Genomic DNA, 15,353 nt, shown 5'->3' on the forward strand with positions numbered 1-15,353 from the left:
ATCTCTTTAGGTAGGTATATACATCGTATAGTTATCTCTCAAAATCCTCAATTGTACGATTCCAGTTTATTTTCATTGTTTCGGAAGCTCTCACTGCATCCCGTGCTTTGAATGCTGCAATTATCTCTTTATGTTCTTCAATTGAACGGGTAGAAAGCTTAATCGAGTTAAAAAAGAATAATCTTCTTACATGAGCTTGCAGACGTTGAACGATAGATTCGATAAAACGATTATCGGCTATATCTACAATGATTTGGTGGAATTCCTCGTCAATTTTAAGAGCCTGGAAGAAATCCTTTTGTCCGATCAAATCGGCAAACTGGTTATTGAGTTCTCCTAAACGTCTAATAGTCTCATCATCAATATGCGGTATAGCAAGTTCTGCAGACAGGGCTTGTAATGCCGAAAGCGGTGGAAGAAGCTCTTTAATATCATCTTTGTTCACATTTGTAACTTGAGTTGCTTTGCCAGGCTGCATAACAACGAAGCCCTGCACCTCTAACAATTGGAGGGACTCCCGAACGGGTGTGCGACTTACACCAAGTGCTGAAGCAAGTTCTGTATCATATAATTTTTCTCCAGGTTGGAGAGTTCCGTCAATAATCCATTGCTGTAATTGTATGAATGCGCTTTCTTTTGCAGTTTTTCGAATAGGCCGTGTATGGTTTGTTGGAATTGGCATCAGATTTCCCCCTTACTGATTTGCAACTTTTTCCTATTGACTTAAATTATACAGGATAAACAAAAGTTTAACTATGAGTTTATACAATATATTGGATTTTTGCTTGATTTATTTGTGCTATGTTCTACCATGAAAGAAGAGTATTTAGTTTTAGAATATAGGTGAAATAATGACTTTGCTGACAATTGAGAAACTCGCAAAACGGAATGCAGATACATTAGTGTTCCCTTCCTTTGATTTGCAGGTGGATGCATCGGTAGTGGCAGCAATTCATTGCCATGTCAACATTAGAGAAATGCTCATACATATAATAGAAGGTTCTTTTCAACCTTCGGAAGGTTATATAAGCGTAAATGGAATACATATTTTAGATCGTCAGTTTGCTCGTGAAATAGGCATATGTACGCTAAGTGAAGGTTATTATGAACGATTGACCATACTCGATCACTTGAAATTCTATAAAGATGTTTATGAGTCTGACTTCTTAATAGAGGATGTCGCCTTAATCTTGGGGTTAAAAGATCAATTACATCATCGGTTAACCAAATGCTCACTTTCGGAAGTGAAAAGAGTTCAATTTTCAAGGCTTTTATTTGCTGATCCCAAAGTAATTGTATTTGAAGAACCCCTTCAAAATGTCGATTTGGAAACGCACCGTATCTTTATTAACTTTGTCGAGTATTTGACTTTAAAGGGGAAGGCAGTATTAATTTTGACAGGCAATATGGAAAGTGCCTTAACGGTAACAGATAGGGTATATCGTCTCGGGGAGGAGGGGTTGATTCCTTATGAAGTTGAAGAAGATTCTACTGATAGTTCATTAGATACAGAAGAGGTAATAACTGAAGTTCCGGCAGAGTTGATTTCTGTTCAGCAGGTACGCTTCGAGAAAATCCCAGCGAAAGTGAATGAGAAGATTATCTTGTTCAGCCCAACAGAAATCGATTATATCGAGAGCAGTGACGGAAGTGCGAATATCATGATTGATGGTGAATCGTATCCAAGTGATTTCAAAATGAATGAATTAGAGGAACGTCTATTGCCTTACGGTTTTTATAGATGCCATCGTTCTTACATTGTAAATCTGCAAAGAGTCCGGGAAGTTATTACTTGGACAAGGAATAGTTATAGCCTCGTATTGGATGATCGGGATAAATCCAATATTCCCCTGTCCAAAACAAAAATGTCTGAGTTAAAAGGAATGATCGGACTGAAATAGGTTCCATTCACCTCTTTTTTTACTCCATTCATCTCCTAAGTTGCTCTTTTCAGCGTGATTTTAATGCCGTGCCCCATGATATTGCTTATGATGAAGGCAGAAAGTCACCATATAGAAAAGAGGGTTTGAACATGGAGCGAATTATTGAAGTCTCCTCGCTGGAAAAAATCTTTGGGAATCAGCGTGCACTAATTGATGTATCTTTCAATATAAAGAAAGGGGAAATCTTTGGTTTCTTAGGACCAAGTGGCTCTGGAAAAACGACTACTATTAAAATCTTAACCGGGCAATTAGATGCCACGAGTGGATCTGCTGAAGTGTTTGGCAAACCAGTTGGAAAATTAACAAATGAATTGAACAGAAAAATTGGGATCCTTTCAGATAACAGCGGATTATATGCCAGGTTATCGGTAGAAGAAAATTTAAAGTTATTTTGTGAACTCTACGATGAACCTTATAGTAGAGTCGATGAAGTGCTGGAGATGGTCAATTTAAAAGAAGAAAAGAAGAAGCTGATTTCTAAGCTTTCAAAGGGTATGACCCAACGGATCCTTCTGGCAAGGGCATTTTTACATAAACCAGAGCTACTATTTTTGGATGAGCCGACTTCTGCTTTGGACCCTGTGAATACAAAGCATATTTATAAAGGATTAGAGAGGTTAAGAGAGGCTGGAACGACAATTTTCCTTACCACCCATGATATGTATGAAGCTGACGTGCTGTGTGATCGGGTTGCTTTCTTAAGTGAAGGAAGAATTCAACTGTTGGATACACCAAGGGCGCTGCGGCAGAAATTCAGTGAACCGACATTAACAGTAGAAACAACTGACGGCAAAATGATTGTCATTTCAAAAGGGCCAGACGGTGCGGAAACGATGCACGAGTTAATGAGCCAAAATCGAATTGCTTCTGTTTCTTCAAATGAACCGACATTAGGAGACATTTTTATAAACGTGACAGGGAGGAAATTGGCATGACTTTTTCTTGGAAACGATCTTATGCAATTGCTCGTAAAGACTTTAAAGATATTTCAAAAAACCTGTATGTATCTCCTATGTTTTTATTCCCGCCAATTTTGGCTGCACTTTATTCACGAATGGGGATGGACTCTCTGTTCGGTACGTACTTTGTGTTCATCATGGCGTTTACGATGGTCGGAACTTTTATGCAAAGTGCGCTAATAGCAGAAGAAAAAGAAAAGAATACACTTCGCGTGCTAATGCTTTCCCCAGCAAGTGCAATCGATATTCTTGGGGGCAAGAGCCTTCTTTCCATCGTCATGACTTCTGTGATTGTTTTCATTTCTGCATTTTTCTTGGAATACTCACCTTCGGGAGTGGTTATTGCAGGCATCCTCGTTTCGATTATTTTGTACGTTGGTATCGGAACTATTATGGGGCTCCTCACGAAATCTGTGGTCGAAGCATCTGTTGGTATTATGCCAATCATGCTCTTATTCATGGGATTGCCATACTTAACGATGTATATCGAAAAATATCCATTCCTCTCAGTGATCGAATACATGCCGCACAACCTCCTGTTTACTATAGCAGAGAATAATCAGGCAAATTTCGGGAATTCGATGAGCGAGTTAGCTGGACTTCTAATTTGGACAGTAATCATACACGTGACAATGGTCGTTCTATATCAGAAACGGTTAAAGGATTAACAAAAAGGGCTGTCCCACGGATGGGACAGCCTCATTTGAATTGCATCAGATATATTTGTTTAGGGCCTGTTGCAGTGAACCAAGTGTAGCGGTACCTGGATCAAAAACAATTCCCAAATTGACAATTTTACGGACAACTTCCGCACGGAGGCCTGTAATAACAGTTTTACATCCCATTAAAGTTGTTCCATTTATAATTCTCGTTAAGTGGTCGGCAATATCATCTTCGATTTCTGCAATTCCTGAAAGATCCATAATCAGTGTTTGGATTTGAAGTCGGCTAATCTCTGTTAGAACCTTTTCTTCAAGAATTTGTGCACGGAACGAATCAATAGACCCGATCAACGGTAGAATTGCTGTAGCTTGAGTAATTGGAATGATTGGAACAGAAAGATTTTCTACAAGCTGTCTCTGGGCGAGGAGTAAGGAATCTTTATAAGTCGAATAGTTGATGAAAAAGGCATTCAAGAATTGGTCGATGCCATTATTAATTTGTTTTTCCACGTGAAAGAAATTTTCAAAATTATTGCTTCCCTTATACTCATTGTACATTTCAACGTATCTCCAAAGAGTTCTTCGGATCGCTTGTACCCATTCAAGTTTAAAAGAAAGCGTTAGGGAATGAGTTGCCCACGCAATCCCTTCCTGACGTGCAAACTTCTTTAACTCTTCACTTTTTCCATCTATTACATAAGACACAAGTTTATGGGCATTGTTGATGAGGTCAATATCGCCAATCCGTAAAATTTCGTCAATTTTATCACGAACTGTTACAGCTTGATTTAAAAGCATTTCTTCAAAATCATATTTATGTGAATCCAAATAGCTCTTAAGTTCTGTGTTTTGCAAAACGAATTCCATTATTCATTCCCCCGAAATGATATTTCTCATGACTTTTTACCCTTTAATAACTCAACTTAAACACAATAAATTCATTAAATCAAATTGAAGGTTTAAGAAAATTAGAGCCTTAGAGGAATTTTTCACTAAATAACTGGATTATAAGTTCAGAAATTTTTGCTCCCAAAGAGCGGAGAATGGCATGATATTGGGTGTTGTTAAACAATCCTTCTATCCTTAAACACTGATTAAAGGTTTAATATTCTCAATAATCCCCAAAAAATAGGACAAAAAGTGCAATAATTTCCAGGCTGTTCATGGTAAACTCTGAATATACTACATAATTCGGAGGGCTTATGATAAATCGACAAAAAATGATAGTTGGGATCGTCGCTCTTTTCATGTTTTTGGGAACACTTACAGGATTCTTCACAGAATCTCCTTCAGTTCAAGCGGCATCCTCGTATTCAACTCTTCAAAACTCGTTGAATTCCATAGTGAATAGCAGTTTAAGCGGAACGACCGTGAGTGTAACGGTGAGGAAAGCATCTAACGGTGAAATAATTTACTCCAAAAATCCGGAGTTGGGTGTAACGCCGGCATCATCTCTGAAAGTTTTAACAGCTGCCGCTGCATTAGATACATTAGGCGAAAATCATCGGTTCTTGACAGAAGTACTAACAAACGGACAAGTAGCAAAAGGAACATTATACGGAAATTTATATCTGAAGGGAACAGGAGATCCAACACTGTTGAAGAAGGACTTTGATCATTTTGCCTCAATATTGGCGAATCGGGGAGTGAAACGACTATCCGGGCATATTGTCGGGGATGATACATGGTTTGATTCGGACAGGCTTTCTAATGGAATTGCGAAAGAGGATGAATCTTACTATTATGCAGCACAAATTTCGGCACTGACACTATCACCGAACACTGACTATGATGCAGGATCAGTCATTGTTGAAGCAAAACCTTCCGTTAACGGCCGTAATGCTAAGGTGACTTTAACACCAGCGACAAATGTAGTCCGAATCATTAACAAATCTAAAACAGTGCCAAAAGGCAATCGGAACACGTTGAAGATTCAACGGGAATATGGCACCAATAAAATAATCATTACTGGAAATGTACCGGTTGGATCGGCTGGTAAAAAAGAATGGATTGCCGTTTCGAATCCAACTGCATACGCCTTAGATGTATTCAAAAAGTCATTGGCAGCAAAAGGTATCAAATTTGTAGCCACGTCAAAGGTTTTAAGAGGTAAAACACCTGACAATGCACGAGTTTTGATTGCCAAAAAGTCGATGCCCTTAAAACAATTAATGATTCCGTTTTTAAAGTTAAGTAATAATACACATGCGGAACATTTAGCGAAGCAAATGGGGAAAGTGAAATACGGAGAAGGTAGTTGGGGTGCGGGACTGCGTGTAATGAGGGAATATGCATCATCGATCGGTCTTGACCTCAATCAATGGGATTTTGAGGATGCTTCCGGTATGTCCCACGCAAACAAGGTAAGTTCTAGTCAACTAACGTTGTTGTTGCAGAAAGTCAGAAAGGAACCTTGGTATGGTACCTATTTAAAAGGATTGCCGATTGCCGGGGGAAGTGACCGGTTTGTTGGTGGTACGCTAAGGACACGTATGACAACCTGGCCAGCTAAAGGAAATGTAATTGCCAAAACGGGTACGCTCGATCAAGTAAGCTCTTTAACGGGCTATGCAACGACACGTGATGGTGAGCTCTTAGTATTCTCCATATTGACGCAAAACTATCGTACAAGCACAGTTCCTACACTTGACCGTATGGCAACTGCAATTGCTAACTCAAAACGAAATTAACATCGAGCGGTTTACCGCTCTTTTTTTCTGCTTTCAGCAATTGTACAATGGTTCTTAACAACAAATGACAGAGGAGAGTTCCAGATGGACTTTTATCGATATAACGGTCTTGGCAATGATTATTTAGTAATGGACCCGCAAAAGACGGAGTTTAAAGTGGATGGAAATAGCGCAAAGGTGATTTGTGACAGACATTTCGGTGAGGGATCTGATGGCATTCTTTTCGGACCGCTGTTCGATGATGAAGGAGTAATAGGATTAAAAATTTTTAACCCGGATGGAAGTTTGGCCGAAAAGAGCGGGAATGGGACGCGTATTTTTGCACGATATTTAGTGGACGAAGGATATGTAACAGGGGAGAAGCCGTTTAAGTTCAACACTGATGGTGGAATGGTTAGTGCACATGTCATAGACAAAAAAGAAAAAATTAAAATGGGAATGGGTCAAGCAAGTTTCCAAAGTACGAAGATACCGGCTACTGGTGAATCGAGAGAAATGGTGAATGAAAAGCTGATGGTAAAAGGTTCGGAATTGACCGTTTCATGTGTGTCGATGGGAAACCCGCATTGTGTAGTGCCACTCGAGGATATTTCGAGTGACTTAGCCCATGAATTGGGTCCGCTCATTGAAACGCATCCATTATTTCCGAATCGGACGAACGTCCAGTTTTTAAAAGTGCTGGATCGGAATAATATACAAATCGAAATTTGGGAGCGGGGGGCAGGCTACACTCTCGCCTCAGGCAGCAGCAGCTGTGCGGCAGCTTCGGTTGCAGTAAAATTAGGTTTGATCGACCGGCAAGTGACTGTTCATATGCCGGGCGGAACATTAGCCATCGATATGGATGAAGAGTTCAATGTCAACATGACAGGTCCTGTAGCTTTTGTTTCAAAGGGATACCTGGCAGAGGAATTAAGAGAGTTGTTTTAAAATCCAAGCTGTTTCCAACCGCCATTGGAAACAGCTTTTTTGTTATAGGACGAAATGCTACATAAGCTTGAATTTCTAAAGAGAGGTGGCAGGAAAACAAAGGCACAAAAAAGAATCTTACAATAAGGGAGGGATTATATATGGGAGAAAAACTAATTCGGGTAGGTACAACGTATCTTCCAGTCCAAGATGTAGCCTTAGCGGCAGATTGGTATACGACAAAATTAGAAGCACAACTCAATTATATGGATGATGAAAAAGCGATTTTAGCAATTGCTGATCAGGCGCTTTTCTTAGTGAAGGCTAAACAAGGAGAAACTTCAAACTTTATTGACTCAAATGGAAGTGAACGGTTTTCACTGACATTTGAAGTGGATGGTGAAGAAAAGCTAGTAGAGCTTCAAAAAGACCTTCAAGCAAAAGACGTCGAAGTTGGCCCAATTGAAGACCGCGGACATCCGGGTAGAAATTTTGTATTCCGGGATCCTGATGGGAATAAGTTCGATGTATGGAGTCAACTAAGTCCCAAGTTCAAAGAAAGATTGAAAGTTGAACAATGATTGAAACATTTTTAATTGAAAGCAAGTTTATTAAGGCAAAGAATATAAGAATATATTTGCCAGCAAATTATTCAGATGCCGACCAACATTATCCTGTTTTGTACATGCACGACGGAAAAAATGTGTTCTCCGACGATGTGGCAATCGGCGGCGTTTCACTTAGTTTAGAAAAGTATTTAGTTACTAATTCCATTGAACTCATAGTAGTAGGAATTGATGCAAGTGAAGAGCAAGATGGACGGTCGGATGAATATTGTCCTTGGATGGGCGGTGAGTATAGCAGACAAGTATCAGAAGCCGCACTTTACCAAGGTGGAAAAGGGGACGCGTATGTCCGTTTCATCGTGGAAGAATTAAAGCCATTCATCGATGAAAGTTACAGGACAATCCCAACAGACACGGCAATCGGTGGGATCTCCCTTGGAGGACTGATCTCTACTTATGCTGCCTGCAAGTATCCGGGAATTTTCAAGAAGGTAATAGCCATCTCTTCAGGTTTTTGGCGTAATCAGGAGAAGATGGAAGAGCTGATTGCATCAATAGATTTAAGTGGAAACGAACGCTTCTATATGGATTGGGGTACGAAAGAAGGGAAGGAAAATGCCTTCATCAGCCGCTTATTTTGTGAATCTAATGAATCCATAGCGAATTTGATCAAAGATAAAATACCTCATGCACATATAGCTATAATTGCTCAGGCCGAGCATAGTTATCCGTATTTCAAGCAGCGGGTTCCTGCAATATTTAACTATCTACTTAACAAAAGCCCGGTAGGAGGAAATTAAATGTCGTTCGGTATATTTGGAAAAATTTCTGCGGTTGAAGGGAAAAGAGATCAACTGTCCGAAATACTTCTAACTGCTGCGAAGGCACTCCAGTCGATGAAAGAATGTGAGATCTATATGGTCAATATTAATGATGAAGAGCCTAATTCAATTTGGGTGACCGAAGTATGGAAGGATGAAGAGGCGCATAAAGCCTCGCTCTCCAACGAGGAAGTCCGGAATTTAATAATGAAGGGACGCTCTCTCATAACTGGTATGGAAAGACTGAATACATTTGAAGTGTTGGGAGGTAAAGGTCTCACAAAATAACTGCAAGAATGATAGGGAGGATTTACTTAGTGAAACAAACCACACTGGACACTCATGAACAAATAAATCATTTAATAGAGGAAAGTGATTTTTCGGGAGTTGTGTTAGCAGCCAATGAAGAGACTTCTATCCTTCAAAAAGCATCTGGTTTTGCAAATAGAGCTGACATGCGACCAAATCAGGTAAACACTCGATTTGGTATTGCTTCTGGCTGCAAGATTTTTACGGCAATCGGAATATGCAAGCTTATGGAGGAAGGAAGACTTTCATTCGATACTACACTATCGTCGATTCTACAATATGACTTTCCACTATTCGATTCGTCAATTACTGTCCATCAACTTCTAACTCATACGAGTGGGGTTCCGGATTATTTTGATGAAGAAACCATGGATGACTTTGCGGATTTGTGGAAAGAGCGACCTATGTATCTTGTAGAGGATTTGAAGGATTTCCTTCCGATGTTTCAAAATGCTTCGATGAAATTTAAGCCTGGCGAACGGTTCCATTATAATAATGCAGGTTATATTTTACTTGGACTTATTATCGAGGAAGTGACAGGAAGAACGTTCCGTGACTATATTATGGAAGAATTATTCGGCAAGGTCGAGATGAAGGATTCAGGCTATTTCTTCATGGATCGATTGCCTATCAATACTGCTTTTGGTTATATTTCCGAAGATCGGACAAATATTTACTCGCTACCAATCGTTGGAGGTTCCGATGGAGGCGCTTATATAACCGCTAAAGATATGGCGAAATTTTGGAAGGCACTTATGAACCATGAACTATTATCGGCAGAATTGACGAAACGACTTCTAACTCCTCACGTGGAAGTGGAGGAGGGTGAGTATTACGGGTATGGCGTTTGGATATCAAAACAAGATGACTCCATCTATAAATATCATGTAATGGGATATGACCCTGGTGTCAGCTTTCACTCCGGCTTTTATCCTCAAAGTGGATTAACGCTTGTTGTTGTCTCGAATAAGAGTGAGGGTGCCTATGCCATAACGAAAAAAGTCGAAGAGTTGATTTGTGATGAAGCGTAAACCGATTTACGTGGAAATACCAGTAGAAGAGGACATGGATCGGTTATGGAAGGCTACACAAGAGCCGGAATTACATACTCAATGGGATCTCAGATTCACTTCAATTACCTACCTTCCGAGAGAAGAGGGAGAGCCGCAGCTATTTTCCTACAAGACAAACATCGGCATTATGACAATTGAAGGATGGGGAAAAAGTGCTGGCGAGCATAATGCGAAGGACGGTTCACGAACTTCCTCTCTGCATTTTGGGACAGACCAAAAAGTATCCATCATTCGAGAAGGAAAGGGTTATTGGAAGTATAAGCAGGAGGGTCATGGCATTACATTCCTAACTCAATATGATTATGAGGTGAATTTCGGAAAAATAGGTGCTTTCATTGACCGACTTTTTTTCCGTCCCATGATCGGATGGGCTACAGCTCTTAGTTTTGACGTATTGAGAAGATGGCTGGAAATGGGAGAAACGCCAGCTTCTCAATATATTCGTTTTTTCTTTAGTTGGCTGATTGTGTTCCTGTTTTCCTTTGTTTGGTTATACCATGGAATAGTTCCTAAAATAGTGCTTAGCCATCCGGAAGAAATTGAAGCGGTAACTGGTCTGCTTGGCTTGTCAGGTCAAGTTGCAGCCAATGCTCTTTTATTGGCTGGCATATTAGAAGGGTTATTCGGACTGACTTGGCTGATCTATCGTAAAAAAGAGCACCTTTTTGCGTTACAAATGATACTTTTCCCTCTTCTCACACTGTCGATCTTATTTGGCGATCCTTCTGATTTCGCTCATCCGTACAATCCGCTTACTTTCAATGCAGCTCTTTTCGTCTTATCCATCATAGGGTATGTTATATGTAAAGATATACCGACAGCAAAGAGTTGTAAACGGAAGAAGTGAGGGTGTCATGACGATCTACAAACAAGCATTAGGGGAAGATTTTAAGCGATTACATATTAAATTACAGGAACGCTATGAACTTCCGACAGGTACAAAGTTTCGGGCTTCTGGTGTTATGCGGGAAATTTCAGGGGGACCGAAATGGTTATCCCCCTTTTTCGCATTGGCTGTTAAAAAGAAATTTCTGTTTCCTGAGTCTGGTCAATACATACCATTCACCATCGTGAATCATAGCTTCATAGATGAGGAAGAGAATCTGAAAGTTCACTGGGAACGGACCTTCTTCTTTGGAAAAAAGAAGAGATATTTTAATGCTTTGATGGGTTTGAATAAGGAAAATTTGATTGAGGACTACTTAGGAGAGCCTGCCTTGTTCTATTCAGACTTAATCTGCTCAGTTGAAAAGAACAGAGGGATGAAGATAGTTTCAGGCAAACAGCGTTTCATGATCGGGAAATGGTCTTTACCATTACCTCGTATTTTACAAGGGGTTGTTGAAGTGTTTGAAGGGTACAACGAGGATCGGGAAGTATTTACAATCTGTGTTACAATCCGTAACCCACTTATAGGTCGCTTGTTCTTTTATGAAGGGGAGTTCAGAGAAGATGACGACTAAGAAATGGACTGTTCTTTTAACGCTCCTATTCGTTTTGACTGTTGGGTTAAGTAAAGAACCTACTCATTTGTTGATATTGACTGTTGCCCAAATGGTACTTGTTCCCGTGATGCTTGTTCAATTGCTTGGCCGGAATAAGTTTCTTTATAGTGCAATTTTAATAAGTACGGTCTGTGTAATGGCCTTGCAAATATCTAAGGATACGGAATGGGAAATAGTATTCGCAGGAGGCTATTTACTATATACGATAGTGATTGCTTGCTTCGGATTTCTTCGCTTTCTGAAACGTGGATTCATGCATATTGAGGAATTCATGATCGATGCTGCAATGATGTATCTGGCAATTGGAGGAATGTGGTTTTTTGCGTCTGTTGCGGAACTAAATACAGGTTTTTCTCCCATGATTACTTGGCTGACGGCCATTCATTTCCACTATGCTTCGTTCCTTTTGCCTGTTTTTTCCGGGTTGCTTGGTCGTCTCTACAAACCGAAGTACTATTCTGCCATTGCCGCTTTACTACTAATTTCGCCATTGTTAACTGCAGTCGGCATTTCCTTTTCCGTGTGGATCGAATTTCTATCAGTCCTGACATATATCTTGGCTATTTATGGACTTGTCCTGTTAACGGGGAAAGCGAAATTCATCTCGCCTGCACAAGCTCTATTAGTTCGAGTCTCCATAGGGTCGATTGGTATTACAATAATTTTCTCTCTACTTTATGTTCTCTCAAATGCAATAGGATTACTGACTATCGACATTCCTTTTATGCTTTTATTCCATGGAGTTACAAATTGTCTTTTATTCGGATTAGTCGGAGTCATTGGTTGGTCGCTGACAATTCCAAATCCGAAGCAGTTGCCGGATATTCCCGTTAGTCAAATACGGGGGGGCACCGTTATAGGGGAACAGGGAATTCAGCCCTATTTTTCAAATCGTCCCGTTAAAGGGCTTGTAGATGATATGTCTCTATATCAAGTAGATTCAATCTCTAAGACAATTCAGGACTTTTATGAAAATACAGTAGAATATAGATTGTTTTCAGAAGTCATTTGGAAGAAATGGTTCAAACCGTTTGCATATATCTATACGCGTACAACAAAATATGTGAAACAACTGAATCTTCCATATAGGAGGAAACGAGTAGAAATGACGGGCACCGTTCGAGCTATTTCCGAAAATAAGGATGGGCGGAAAAGTCCCCGTGCATGGATCCGGAAAATTGGAGATGAAGAGGTATTTATTGCCCTTTACTCAAAACATGTCTCCAATGGACAGCCTTATATGAATATCGCACTTCCGTTGCCAAAATCCTCAATGATGGGAATCTTAGAATTAAAGGCGGAAGGCGATCAGTTAGTCCTGACAAGTGAATCATCAGAAGAAAGCGATGCTGGTATTTACTTGGCGGTTGGCAAGTTTTTACCGAAGCTCCCTATTTCCGAACGTTTTACAGTTTGGGAGACTCAAGAAGGAATATTAAAAGCGATACATAAGATGAAATTTTGTTCGCTGCCGTTTTTAACCATCCACTATGAGATTTTCCACTCAACAAATCTGAGAGAGAAAAGTTCAGAAAATCCCGCTTGAAAATATGATTATGAGTTACTAACTAATTTTTATCGTCATATAAAACATGCTCCAACACCCATTCACTGTTATTAGATGATTTCAACAAGCCGAAAGAGTAATGGGGCTGCCGACGCTTATCGGTCGGGGAACCTGGATTGAATATCGTGAGGTCACCCACTTTTCGATGGATTGGGATATGGGAGTGGCCGAAAATGAGGAGGTCGATTGGCTCGTCTTTGAACGTGTCCATCGCCCTTTTTTCTGTTGTTTTTCCTCGGCCATGTCCATGGGTTAATCCGATTCTGAGACTTGGCAATTCAACAATCAGTTTCTCCGGAAACCTTTTCTGAATATCCTCTCCATCTACATTTCCTACCACTCCTTTGATAGGTGCGTATACACTTAAATTTTCCACAACATCAATGGTTTGCCAATCTCCGGTGTGTAATATCAGATCTGCATTATCCAATTCCTTCCTTAAGCGTTCAGGGAACTTTTTCCCCATTTTAGGCATATGTGTATCTCCTAATATTACAATTTTCATCAACCTCTCATCCCTTTCAAACTCAAGTATATCAAGGAGTATAAGATTGTTGAAGCTATGTCTCTAATGAGAATTTTGAAGAGAGATGTTTGTTTTTCGAGATTTTAGGGCATTACTGTGAGGGAGCAAAAAAAGAGGAGGGATCACGATGCCGAAGAATCAGTTCGAGAAAATCCACGAGGAAATCGAAGGCCAGACGCAGAGCCGTCAGCCAGGTATTGAGGCTGAAATGGAACCGACTCCTATTTATGACGATCCGCGCTATAAGGGGTCTGATAAGTTGAGAGGAAAAGTCGCGATCGTTACAGGTGGAGACAGTGGAATTGGACGAGCAGTCGCTATTGCTTTTGCAAAAGAGGGTGCTGATGTGGCCATTGTCTATCTGGATGAGCATGAGGATGCCAATTTGACAGTTTCAGAAATTGAGAAATTTGGAGTCAAGGCTATGAAGGTTCCAATGGATATCAGTAAACCCGAAAATGGCAAGCGAATTGTAGAGGAAGTCGTTGGTCGTTTCGGCAAGCTGAATATCATCGTGAATAATGCCGGAAAGCAATATCCACAGGAGGATTTTCTCAAGATTACTCCGGAACAGATGAAAGAGACGTTCGAAACTAACATATACAGTATGTTTTACATAACTCAAGCGGCTCTTCCTTACTTAAAGGATGGCGATAGTATCGTCAATACATCTTCTGTCACCGCATTCCGCGGGTCTGCCCATTTAGTGGATTACTCAGCAACGAAAGGGGCTATTACCGCATTTACGCGCTCTCTATCTCAACAGCTCATAAAGAAAGGAATCCGTGTCAACGCTGTTGCACCAGGACCGATATGGACACCACTTATTCCAGCTACTTTCGGAGCTGAAGAAGTGGAACAACATGGTGAAGATACTCCTATCGGACGAAGAGGGCAACCAGCCGAACTCGCGCCGGCTTATGTATTCCTTAGTTCAGAGGATTCAAGCTATATGACGGGTCAGACTCTTCATGTCGATGGCGGGGATTTCATCGGATCCTAAATAATGGGTGTACTCAAATTTATATAGATGATGTTTCGCTATTTTAAGGAGGAGCTTCATGAAGAAAAAAATTATTGTACTTACAGCACTACTCATATTGGGAGTACTATCAACACCTGTTAGTGCCGAAACGAATATCTCAAATATTGAGACGGGAGTATTGGCCGAAACCTTTGAAGTTGGCAATTACATTGCTGCTTTCGGAGAGTCAGAGAGTCAAAGAGCTTTCTTGAACTTCCCGAATTTTGAACTATTCCTTGCTTCTGCCCAATTTGGAGAAGAAGAGGAACAAAAAACGTATACGGTTCAAGAAGGGGACACGCTTTACCGGATTGCACTCGATAATAATATTTCACTCGATGCCTTATTGAGTTGGAATGACTTGTCGACGGATCTGATCCATCCAGGCGATGTACTCGCGATAACTGGAGATGATGCGGAAGTTAAGGAAGTCAATTACGAGCCTGTAACTATTGCATCCGTATCAGAGTCAGCTCCACCTGCTGTTATGGGGACAATGGAGATGACAGTAACTGCTACAGCTTATACGGCGTATTGCCCTGGATGTTCAGGAACAACTGCAATTGGCATTGACTTAAGAACGAACCCGGATCAGAAAGTAATTGCTGTTGATCCAAATGTAATTCCCCTCGGTTCCCGTGTTTGGGTTGAAGGGTATGGCGAAGCAATTGCCGGTGACACTGGCGGAGCGATTAAAGGAAATAAAATTGACGTTTTCATCCCTTCCTACGATGATGCCATTCAGTGGGGAGTTAAAAAGGTAAAAATTAAAGTACTTAACTAAAAAATGGTGGGGCAA

Annotated in this window: 17 protein-coding genes; 14 read left to right on the forward strand and 3 right to left on the reverse strand. The window is 40.5% G+C overall.

Annotation, left to right across the window (positions count from 1 at the left end; genetic code table 11):
* Positions 1 to 31: 31 nt before the first annotated feature.
* Positions 32 to 682 (reverse strand): GntR family transcriptional regulator, encoded by a 651-nt coding sequence (locus ACFOZY_RS08110; RefSeq protein ID WP_378154161.1) that lies wholly within the window; start codon positions 680 to 682, stop codon positions 32 to 34.
* 169 nt (positions 683 to 851) lie between these two features.
* Here ACFOZY_RS08110 and ACFOZY_RS08115 point away from each other — a divergent pair, with 169 nt between their 5' ends.
* From ACFOZY_RS08115 to ACFOZY_RS08125, 3 genes are all read left to right on the forward strand, one after another.
* Positions 852 to 1,901, forward strand: coding sequence for a LytTR family transcriptional regulator DNA-binding domain-containing protein (locus tag ACFOZY_RS08115; protein ID WP_378154163.1), 1,050 nt, complete (start codon positions 852 to 854; stop codon positions 1,899 to 1,901).
* 131 nt (positions 1,902 to 2,032) lie between these two features.
* Entirely contained in the window at positions 2,033 to 2,878 is an 846-nt protein-coding gene (locus ACFOZY_RS08120; protein WP_378154165.1) for an ABC transporter ATP-binding protein, read from the forward strand.
* A complete protein-coding gene (locus tag ACFOZY_RS08125) occupies positions 2,875 to 3,570 on the forward strand; it encodes an ABC transporter permease (protein ID WP_378154167.1) in 696 nt (231 codons plus the stop codon). Before ACFOZY_RS08120 ends, ACFOZY_RS08125 begins: the two co-directional genes overlap by 4 nt.
* Positions 3,571 to 3,615: 45 nt before the next feature.
* Here the strand turns inward: ACFOZY_RS08125 and ACFOZY_RS08130 are convergent, their stop codons facing one another.
* Positions 3,616 to 4,431, reverse strand: coding sequence for an STAS domain-containing protein (locus ACFOZY_RS08130; protein ID WP_378154169.1), 816 nt, complete (start codon positions 4,429 to 4,431; stop codon positions 3,616 to 3,618).
* Between the two features lie 353 nt (positions 4,432 to 4,784).
* On the opposite strand from ACFOZY_RS08130, the gene dacB reads away from it, so the two are divergent.
* From dacB to ACFOZY_RS08175, 9 genes are all read left to right on the forward strand, one after another.
* Positions 4,785 to 6,254, forward strand: coding sequence for a D-alanyl-D-alanine carboxypeptidase/D-alanyl-D-alanine endopeptidase (gene dacB, locus ACFOZY_RS08135; protein ID WP_378154171.1), 1,470 nt, complete (start codon positions 4,785 to 4,787; stop codon positions 6,252 to 6,254).
* A gap of 84 nt (positions 6,255 to 6,338) precedes the next feature.
* A complete protein-coding gene (gene dapF / locus ACFOZY_RS08140) occupies positions 6,339 to 7,184 on the forward strand; it encodes a diaminopimelate epimerase (RefSeq protein ID WP_378154174.1) in 846 nt (281 codons plus the stop codon).
* 140 nt (positions 7,185 to 7,324) lie between these two features.
* A complete protein-coding gene (locus ACFOZY_RS08145) occupies positions 7,325 to 7,744 on the forward strand; it encodes a VOC family protein (RefSeq protein WP_378154176.1) in 420 nt (139 codons plus the stop codon).
* A complete protein-coding gene (locus tag ACFOZY_RS08150) occupies positions 7,741 to 8,529 on the forward strand; it encodes an alpha/beta hydrolase (protein WP_378154178.1) in 789 nt (262 codons plus the stop codon). Before ACFOZY_RS08145 ends, ACFOZY_RS08150 begins: the two co-directional genes overlap by 4 nt.
* A complete protein-coding gene (locus tag ACFOZY_RS08155; RefSeq protein ID WP_378154181.1) occupies positions 8,530 to 8,838 on the forward strand; it encodes a putative quinol monooxygenase in 309 nt (102 codons plus the stop codon).
* A gap of 29 nt (positions 8,839 to 8,867) precedes the next feature.
* Positions 8,868 to 9,890 (forward strand): serine hydrolase domain-containing protein, encoded by a 1,023-nt coding sequence (locus tag ACFOZY_RS08160; RefSeq protein ID WP_378154183.1) that lies wholly within the window; start codon positions 8,868 to 8,870, stop codon positions 9,888 to 9,890.
* Positions 9,880 to 10,779: a DoxX-like family protein gene (locus tag ACFOZY_RS08165; RefSeq protein ID WP_378154186.1), complete on the forward strand. Its 900-nt coding sequence runs from the start codon at positions 9,880 to 9,882 to the stop codon at positions 10,777 to 10,779. Before ACFOZY_RS08160 ends, ACFOZY_RS08165 begins: the two co-directional genes overlap by 11 nt.
* 7 nt (positions 10,780 to 10,786) lie before the next feature.
* Positions 10,787 to 11,395, forward strand: coding sequence for a DUF4166 domain-containing protein (locus ACFOZY_RS08170; protein WP_378154188.1), 609 nt, complete (start codon positions 10,787 to 10,789; stop codon positions 11,393 to 11,395).
* Positions 11,385 to 12,983 (forward strand): YndJ family protein, encoded by a 1,599-nt coding sequence (locus ACFOZY_RS08175; RefSeq protein ID WP_378154190.1) that lies wholly within the window; start codon positions 11,385 to 11,387, stop codon positions 12,981 to 12,983. The genes ACFOZY_RS08170 and ACFOZY_RS08175 overlap by 11 nt, the downstream gene beginning before the upstream one ends.
* Positions 12,984 to 13,005: 22 nt before the next feature.
* Here the strand turns inward: ACFOZY_RS08175 and ACFOZY_RS08180 are convergent, their stop codons facing one another.
* Positions 13,006 to 13,509 carry a metallophosphoesterase family protein gene (locus tag ACFOZY_RS08180; RefSeq protein WP_378154192.1) on the reverse strand — a complete coding sequence of 168 codons (504 nt, stop codon included), beginning with the start codon at positions 13,507 to 13,509 and terminating at the stop codon, positions 13,006 to 13,008.
* Between the two features lie 148 nt (positions 13,510 to 13,657).
* Here ACFOZY_RS08180 and ACFOZY_RS08185 point away from each other — a divergent pair, with 148 nt between their 5' ends.
* Together ACFOZY_RS08185 and ACFOZY_RS08190 are read left to right on the forward strand one after the other, a co-directional pair.
* Positions 13,658 to 14,533: an SDR family oxidoreductase gene (locus ACFOZY_RS08185; protein WP_378154194.1), complete on the forward strand. Its 876-nt coding sequence runs from the start codon at positions 13,658 to 13,660 to the stop codon at positions 14,531 to 14,533.
* Positions 14,534 to 14,591: 58 nt separating this feature from the next.
* Positions 14,592 to 15,338 (forward strand): 3D domain-containing protein, encoded by a 747-nt coding sequence (locus ACFOZY_RS08190; protein WP_378154196.1) that lies wholly within the window; start codon positions 14,592 to 14,594, stop codon positions 15,336 to 15,338.
* Positions 15,339 to 15,353: the final 15 nt, after the last annotated feature.

This window comes from Chungangia koreensis (assembly GCF_042651785.1).
GTDB lineage: Bacteria > Bacillota > Bacilli > Bacillales_A > Planococcaceae > Chungangia > Chungangia koreensis.